Genomic DNA, 6,456 nt, shown 5'->3' with positions numbered 1-6,456 from the left:
TCCAGCCGGCGTGGGCGGCGGCGACCACGCGGGCCTGCGGGTCGGCGATGAGGATCGGCGCGCAGTCGGCGGCCAGCGCGGCGCAGACCACGCCCGGCGTCACGCTCACGACACCGTCGGCCCGCGGCGGATCGCCCGGCCAGGCGCCGTCGGCGACCACGGCCGTCGCCGAGTGGACCTGATAGGCGGTGACCAGCCCTTGCGCGTCAAAGTGCGCCGCGCAGCGCCGGCGGTTCTCGCGCACCGCCCGGGGGTCGTCGTCGGACCCCAGGCCGACGTTCAGGCTCGCGTAGAGCCCCCCCGAAACGCCGCCCTCGCGGGTGAAAAAGGCGTGGCGGAGGCCCTGCGCCTGCAGCAGCCTCGAGGTCAGCACCGGCGGCCAGCTCATGCACCCTCCTCGGGGGCGTCTTTGGGGGCGTCCTCGAAGGCGGGCGGCGTCCAGTCGGGGGAGTGGATTGCGCAGGCCTTGAACAGCTCCCCCATCTCGTCGGCGCCGAGCAGGCGGGTGAGTTGGCGGCCGATCATGGCCGTCCGGTTCGGCGCGGCGCGCACCAGGGCTTCGGCCCGCGCGCCGATGCCCATGCGGGCCAGGAAGTCGGCCTGGGTCAGGATGGCGGCCGCCGCGCCCTCGCCCCGCGCTGCCGCCATCACGGCCGGGAAGTCGGCGTGGATGGTGAGGTCCGCCTCGCCGGGTGTGGCCAGGGGATCGACCTTCTCGTGGCGGCGGAGCGCCTGCAGGGTGTCGCCGAAGCCGGGCCCGGCGCGGCCGTAGTCGATCAGCAGCGCCGCCCCGCCGTCCGCCGCGACCCGCCGGCCGAGCTCGGCGCCCAGCGCGCCTTGAGCCGCCGACTGCTCATAGACCTGGCCGGGCGCGGCGTCCGGCAGCAGGGCCGCGGCCGGTGTCGGCGCCAGGCCGAAGGCCAGCTCGCCGTCGGCGTCCAGCCCCACCACCTGCTCGGCCCAGCCGATCGCCGTGCGCACGAACTGGCGGGCCGGCAGGCAGTCGAGGAGTTCGTTGGCCACCAGGATCAGCGGGGCGCCGCCGGGGACCTCGTCGAGGCTCGCCGCCCACCGCACGTCCTGCGGCAAGCGTTCGCGCTGCAGGGCGCGCAGCGGCGCGGAGGTCTCCACCAACCAGAAGTCGGCGGCCTCCAGGAAGCCGGCCGCGTGACGTACAGTGCGCAGGACGTCGCTCATCAGCGTTCCGTCGCCCGGTCCCATCTCCACCAGCCGCAGCTCGTCGGGCCGGCCCATCAGCTCCCAGGAAGACGCCGCCCAGACGCCGACCAGCTCGCCGAACATCTGACTGACCATCGGCGCGGTGATGAAGTCGCCGCCTTCGCCGAGCGCCGGGCGCGTGGCGTAGTAGCCGAACTCCGGGTCATGCAGGCAGGCGGTCATGTACTGGGCGACGCTGATGGGGCCGCCGGCGGCGATCTGCGCCGCCAGCCGCTCACGCAGGCTCATCGGCGGCGCCGCCGCCCCCGGAACCGGGCGGCGGCGGGGCGAGATGCGCGTCCTCCAGGGCGATGGGCGGCGGCAAGGGCTCGCGCAGGCCGCGCCACATGAGCAGGATCCCGACCAGCACCATCGGTACCGACAGCATCATCCCCATGGTCAGGCCGAGGGGGAAGTGGGGCATGTAGCTGTCCGGCTCGCGGACGTTCTCCAGGCTGATCCGGATCAGCCCGTAGCCGGCGAGGAACAGGCCCATCACCACGCCCCGGCGGTTCAGCCACATCCTGCGGTGCGTCGCCCAGCGCAGCACCAGGAACAGCACCACGCCCTCCAGCGCCGCCTCGTAGAGCTGGCTCGGATGGCGGGGCAGGGGACCCGCGCCAGGGAACACCATGCCCCAGGGCGCGGTGGTCGGCCGGCCCCAGAGCTCGCCGTTGATGAAGTTGGCGATCCGCACCAGGAAGCCGCCGATCGGCTCGGCCGCGACGATCACGTCGCCGAGCCTGAGCGCATCGAGCTTGTTGGCCCGGGCGAAGGCCAAGCCTGCGACCAAAACGCCCAGGGCGCCCCCGTGGAAGCTCATCCCGCCGTGCCAGATCTTCAGGATCTCGATCGGGTCGGTCCAGATCAGCGTGGGGGTGTAGAACAGCACGTGGCCCAGCCGTCCGCCGACGATCACCCCCAGCGTCAGCCACAGGATCAGGTCGTCGATCTGCTCCGGCGTCGCAGGCGGCGGGCGATGGATCCAGAGCTTGGCGTTGCGGATGTTGCTGACCGTATAGCGCCAGCCCAGCAGGATGGTCGCCACGTAAGCCAGCGCGTACCAGCGGATTGCGAAGGGGCCGATCTGGACGAGCACCGGATCGATGTTCGGGAATGTCACGACTTCAAGCAGCTCCGGCGTTCAGGCGACAACACGCTTTAGAGGAGAACCCCTTCGCTTTCACCCCTTTAGCGCCATATAACAGCCTTCAGGGCGCCTCCAGTCCGGCGCCAGAGTGAGAGATGCAGACACAGAACCCGTTCCTCGACGAAATGGCCAAGCTTTCGACGGCGGCCATGGGGCTGGCGCAGGCGGCCGGTGAGGAGGCCAAGGCGGCGTTTCGCGCCCAGGCCGACCGCATGGCCGCGGAGTTCGACCTGATCCGCCGCGACGATTTCGAGGCGCTGAGGGCGGAGGTCGCAGCGCTCCGCGCCGAGGTCGAGGCCTTGCGGGGAGCCACGGCTGCAAAGGCCCCAAAGCCTTCCAAGATGGGGCCGAAGTCAGGCGGCCCCGCCTGAAAACCTCTCACCACACGCGAATGTGGCTGGCATACGGGAAGAACCGGATGACGCCGCACCCACGAAGCAGATTAGTTTCAGTATCGCAGGCGATTCGGGGGCGGCCGTCTGCTCCCCGCCCGCTGCGAAAGGATCAAAGGTCTCATGGACATCAGCCCGTCTGACGACAGCGTCCAGCTTGGCGCCGATCCGCTCGATGTCGTGGAGCATGTGCTCGCGGCTGAGAACCTTCCGTTCGACCGCACCGAGGATGGCGACCTCGCCTTCAGCCTGGCCGGCGATTGGAAGGACTACGAACTCTGGTTCGCCTGGCGGCCGGAGGGCGATTGCCTGCAGCTTTGCCTGTCGATGGACCTCACCATCGGTAAGGAGCAGCGCGCCGCCGCCCAGGACCTGATCGCCCAGGTGAACCCGCGCGTCTGGCTAGGCCACTTCGAGCTCTGGGAAGACGGCGAGGTGATTTTCCGCCACGGCATGGCGCTGATGACCGGCGAACAGCCGAGCCTGGCGCAGGCCGCGGCCATGATCGACGTCGCCGTCGAAGGCGCCGACCGCTTCTACCCGGCCTTCGACTTCCTGGTGCAGGGCTCCAAGTCCCCGGCCGAGGCCATCGCCGCCTGCATGTTCGAGACGGTGGGCGAAGCCTAGCTCGCGTCACCCATCGGCTGTCTCATCCGGGAAAGCCGCTTCAGCGGCTTGTCCGGGACCTACACGAAGCTCTCCGATAACCCCGGGGCCATCGGGTGCGTATGGGTCCCGGCCTTCCGCTGCGCGCAAGCCGGGATGACACTGGGAGGGCGGGCCTCTAGGTTCCCCCCGATGGTCACGCCGATCCTGATGCTGGGCGCCGGACGCATGGGCGGCGCGATCCTCGAGGGTTGGGCGCGGGCGCAGGCGTTCGCCTCCGCCGAGCTGATGATCGTCGACCCACACCCGTCCGACGCCGCGCTGGCCGCCGAGCGCGCCGGCGCCCGGCTCAATCCGCCCGTCGCCGACCTCGCCGCCGCCCCGACGGTGCTGCTCTGCGTCAAGCCGCAGCTGTGGCTGGACGCCGCCGCCCAGTACGCGGCCTGGCTCGCCGCCGACGCGGTGATCGTCTCGATCGCCGCCGGGGTGACCTCGGCCGACCTGTCGCGGGAGTTCGGCGGCCGCGTCGTCGCCCGGGTGATGCCGACCACCGCCGCGGCCATCGGCCAGGGGACCGCCAGCCTCTATGCCGACGACCCCGCCGCGCTCGCCCGCGCGCACGCCCTGTTCGAACCCCTCGGCGTGGTGGTGGACCTGACCGACGAGGCGCAGATGCACGCCGCCACCGCGGTGTCCGGCTCGGGGCCGGCCTATCTCTACGCCTTCGTCGAGGCCCTGGAAGCCGCCGGCGCCGCGGCTGGCCTGCCGGCGAAGGACGCCAACCGGCTGGCCCGCTCGACCATCGTCGGGGCCGCGGCCCTGCTGGCGCAGAGCGGCGCCGAGCCCTCCGACCTGCGCCGCCAGGTCACCTCGCCCGGCGGCACCACGGAAGCGGCGTTGAACGTCCTGCTCGGCGAGCACGGCCTGCCGCCGCTGCTGCGCGAAGCCGTCGCCAGCGCGATGCGGCGGTCGAAGGAGCTGGGCGCCTAACCCGGAAGTCTCACCACGGCCCGCAAGCCGCCCAGCGGCGAGCGCGACAGGATGATGTCGCCGCCGTGGCCGCGGGCCACGTCACGGGCGATGGCGAGCCCCAGGCCCACGCCCTTGGTGTTCTGGTTGCGCGCCTCGTCCAGCCGCCCGAAGGCCTTGAAGGCCTCCTCGTAGCGCTCTTCGGCGATGCCGGGCCCGTCGTCGTCGACCACGATCTCGACCCCGCCCTGCGGCCGTACCTGGGCGGCCACCTCGACATGCTCGCCATGCACCGCGGCGTTCATGATCAGGTTGGAGAGCGCGCGCTTCAGGGCGTTGGGCCGCACCTGCGCGGTCAGCTCCGGATCGGCGGCCAGCTTGACCTGCGCGCCGGCCCGCACCGCGCCCTCGCTCACCGCCTCCAGCAGGTCGCGCAGGCGCACGGTCTCGACCGCCTCGCCGCCCTCGCCGCGGGCGAAGGCCAGGTACTCGTCGATCATGTGCTCCATCTCGGCGAGGTCGCCCTTCATGGCGGCGTTGCGCTTCGAGGGTTCGGCCAGCGCCAGCGCCAGCTTCAGGCGGGTCAACGGTGTGCGCAGGTCGTGGCTGACCGAGGCGAGCAGCGTCGTGCGCTGGTCGATGTGCCGCTGGATGCGAGCGCGCATGTCGAGGAAGGCGGTCGCCGCGCGGCGCACCTCCTTGGCCCCATGCGGCTTGAAGGCTTGCACGTCGCCGCCCCGCCCGAAGGCCTCGGCGGCGTTGGCCAGCCGCTCGATCGCCCGCACCTGGTTGCGGATGAACAGGATCGCGATCGTCGTGAGCAGGATCGTCGCCACGGTCATCCAGAGGACGAAGATGTGGCCCTGGGTGGCGAAGGCCCGGTCCCTGGGCGCCAGCACCCGCATGACCCCGCCCGGCACCGCCACGCGGATGTCGACGTAGGCCGGGTAGCGGGTGGTGTCGAACCAGAACGGCTGGTCCAGCCGCTCCGACAGCGCGCGGCGCAGCGACTGGTCGATGGGCGCCAGGAAAGGCTGCGCCAGCACCGGCTCGTCCCGCTGGGCGGCGGGCAGCTTGCGGCCCGGTTGCAGGGCGATGGACAGGCTCATGGAGTCCTCCGCCCGCTTCGAGAGCTTGGCGAAGGCGGCCGGGCTGGGGTCGTCGCGGTAGCTCTCCACCGCCCAGGCGATGTCCCCCGCCAGGCCCTCGGACAGGCGGCTGGTCACCGTCTCCCAGTGGGCGTCGAAGAACACATAGGTGACGGCGATCTGCATGATCGCCACCGGCAGGACGATGATCAGCAGCGAGCGGCCGAACAGGGTCTTCGGCATCTGCCGCTTGATCCAGCGGCCGATCACGCGCGGGGAGCGGGCCATCTAGTCCGGAGCCAACCTGTAGCCGATGCCGCGCACCGTCTGCAGGTAGCGCGGCGCCTTGGGGTCGGCTTCGATCTTACGCCGAAGGCGCGTCACCTGCACGTCCACCGCCCTACCGGAAGGATCGACCGTCTCATTGGCGAGCTCCAGCCGCTCCACCGGCTCGTGCGGCGTCCGCGCCAGCTGGCGCAAAAGCGCCACCTCGGCCTCGGTCAGCTTCACCGGCTCGCCGTCGCAGGTCAGCTCGCCGCGGTCCGGATCGAACTGGCAGCGGCCGAGCGACAGGGGGCCGCCCTGCGCCGGCCGGTGCTGCGCGCGCCGCAGGATCGCCTCGATGCGCAGCAGCAGCTCCTCCGGCTCGAACGGCTTGGCCAGGTAGTCGTCGGCGCCCAGCTTCAGCCCCTCGATCCGATCGTTTGGCTCGCCCATGGCGGTCAGCATCAGGACGGGGGTGCGGCCGGCGGGCGCGCGCTGCTCGCGCAGCCAGCGGGTCAGCGAAAAGCCGTCCTCGCCCGGCATCATCACGTCGAACACCGCCAGGTCGAAATCCAGCGTCGCCATCAGCTTGCGGGCCGGCGCCCCGCCCGCCGCGGCCGTCACCCGGAAGCCCGCGCGGGCCAGGTATTCCTTCAAGAGTTCGCGGATGCGGTCGTCGTCGTCGACGATCAGCAGGTGCCGCGCGCGCGGCGCGCCGCTCATCGCCAGGCCCCATTTTGTTTGACGGGGCCGCCTTCGACGGGTTCTA

8 protein-coding genes are annotated in these 6,456 nt (G+C 71.7%); 3 read left to right on the top strand and 5 right to left on the bottom strand.

The window, feature by feature from the left end; genetic code table 11:
- The 3 genes from JWP28_RS12145 to lgt all read right to left on the bottom strand — a co-directional run.
- Positions 1-388, bottom strand: a 388-nt coding sequence (locus JWP28_RS12145) for a laccase domain-containing protein (protein ID WP_299543203.1), incomplete at its 3' end; no start/stop codon positions are given.
- Complete coding sequence (locus tag JWP28_RS12140) at positions 385-1,467, bottom strand: SAM-dependent methyltransferase (RefSeq protein WP_299543201.1); 1,083 nt, start codon at positions 1,465-1,467, stop codon at positions 385-387. The genes JWP28_RS12145 and JWP28_RS12140, both read right to left, overlap by 4 nt.
- Positions 1,454-2,341 (bottom strand): prolipoprotein diacylglyceryl transferase, encoded by an 888-nt coding sequence (gene lgt, locus JWP28_RS12135; RefSeq protein WP_299543200.1) that lies wholly within the window; start codon positions 2,339-2,341, stop codon positions 1,454-1,456. Before lgt ends, JWP28_RS12140 begins: the two co-directional genes overlap by 14 nt.
- Before the next feature lie 122 nt (positions 2,342-2,463).
- Here lgt and JWP28_RS12130 point away from each other — a divergent pair, with 122 nt between their 5' ends.
- The 3 genes from JWP28_RS12130 to proC all read left to right on the top strand — a co-directional run bounded on the left by JWP28_RS12130 (position 2,464) and on the right by proC (position 4,356).
- Entirely contained in the window at positions 2,464-2,739 is a 276-nt protein-coding gene (locus tag JWP28_RS12130; RefSeq protein ID WP_299543198.1) for an accessory factor UbiK family protein, read from the top strand.
- A 144-nt stretch (positions 2,740-2,883) separates the two neighbouring features.
- Positions 2,884-3,387, top strand: a complete 504-nt coding sequence (locus tag JWP28_RS12125; protein ID WP_299543196.1) for a YbjN domain-containing protein — start codon at positions 2,884-2,886, stop codon at positions 3,385-3,387.
- Between the two features lie 171 nt (positions 3,388-3,558).
- Positions 3,559-4,356: a pyrroline-5-carboxylate reductase gene (gene proC / locus JWP28_RS12120; protein WP_299543194.1), complete on the top strand. Its 798-nt coding sequence runs from the start codon at positions 3,559-3,561 to the stop codon at positions 4,354-4,356.
- On the opposite strand, the gene JWP28_RS12115 is transcribed toward proC, so the two are convergent.
- Together JWP28_RS12115 and JWP28_RS12110 are read right to left on the bottom strand one after the other, a co-directional pair.
- On the bottom strand, positions 4,353-5,711 hold the full coding sequence (locus tag JWP28_RS12115; RefSeq protein ID WP_299543193.1) for an ATP-binding protein: 1,359 nt from the start codon (positions 5,709-5,711) through the stop codon (positions 4,353-4,355). The two genes, proC and JWP28_RS12115, sit on opposite strands and share 4 nt — an antisense overlap.
- Positions 5,712-6,410, bottom strand: a complete 699-nt coding sequence (locus tag JWP28_RS12110; protein ID WP_299543191.1) for a response regulator transcription factor — start codon at positions 6,408-6,410, stop codon at positions 5,712-5,714. It abuts the gene before it with no gap.
- Positions 6,411-6,456 lie beyond the last annotated feature (46 nt).

The sequence above is a fragment of the Phenylobacterium sp. genome (genome assembly GCF_028290885.1).
Taxonomy (GTDB): Bacteria; Pseudomonadota; Alphaproteobacteria; order Caulobacterales; family Caulobacteraceae; genus Phenylobacterium.
The sequence above is the reverse complement of the archived record's forward strand: the minus strand, read 5'-3'. Positions and strand labels throughout refer to the sequence as shown.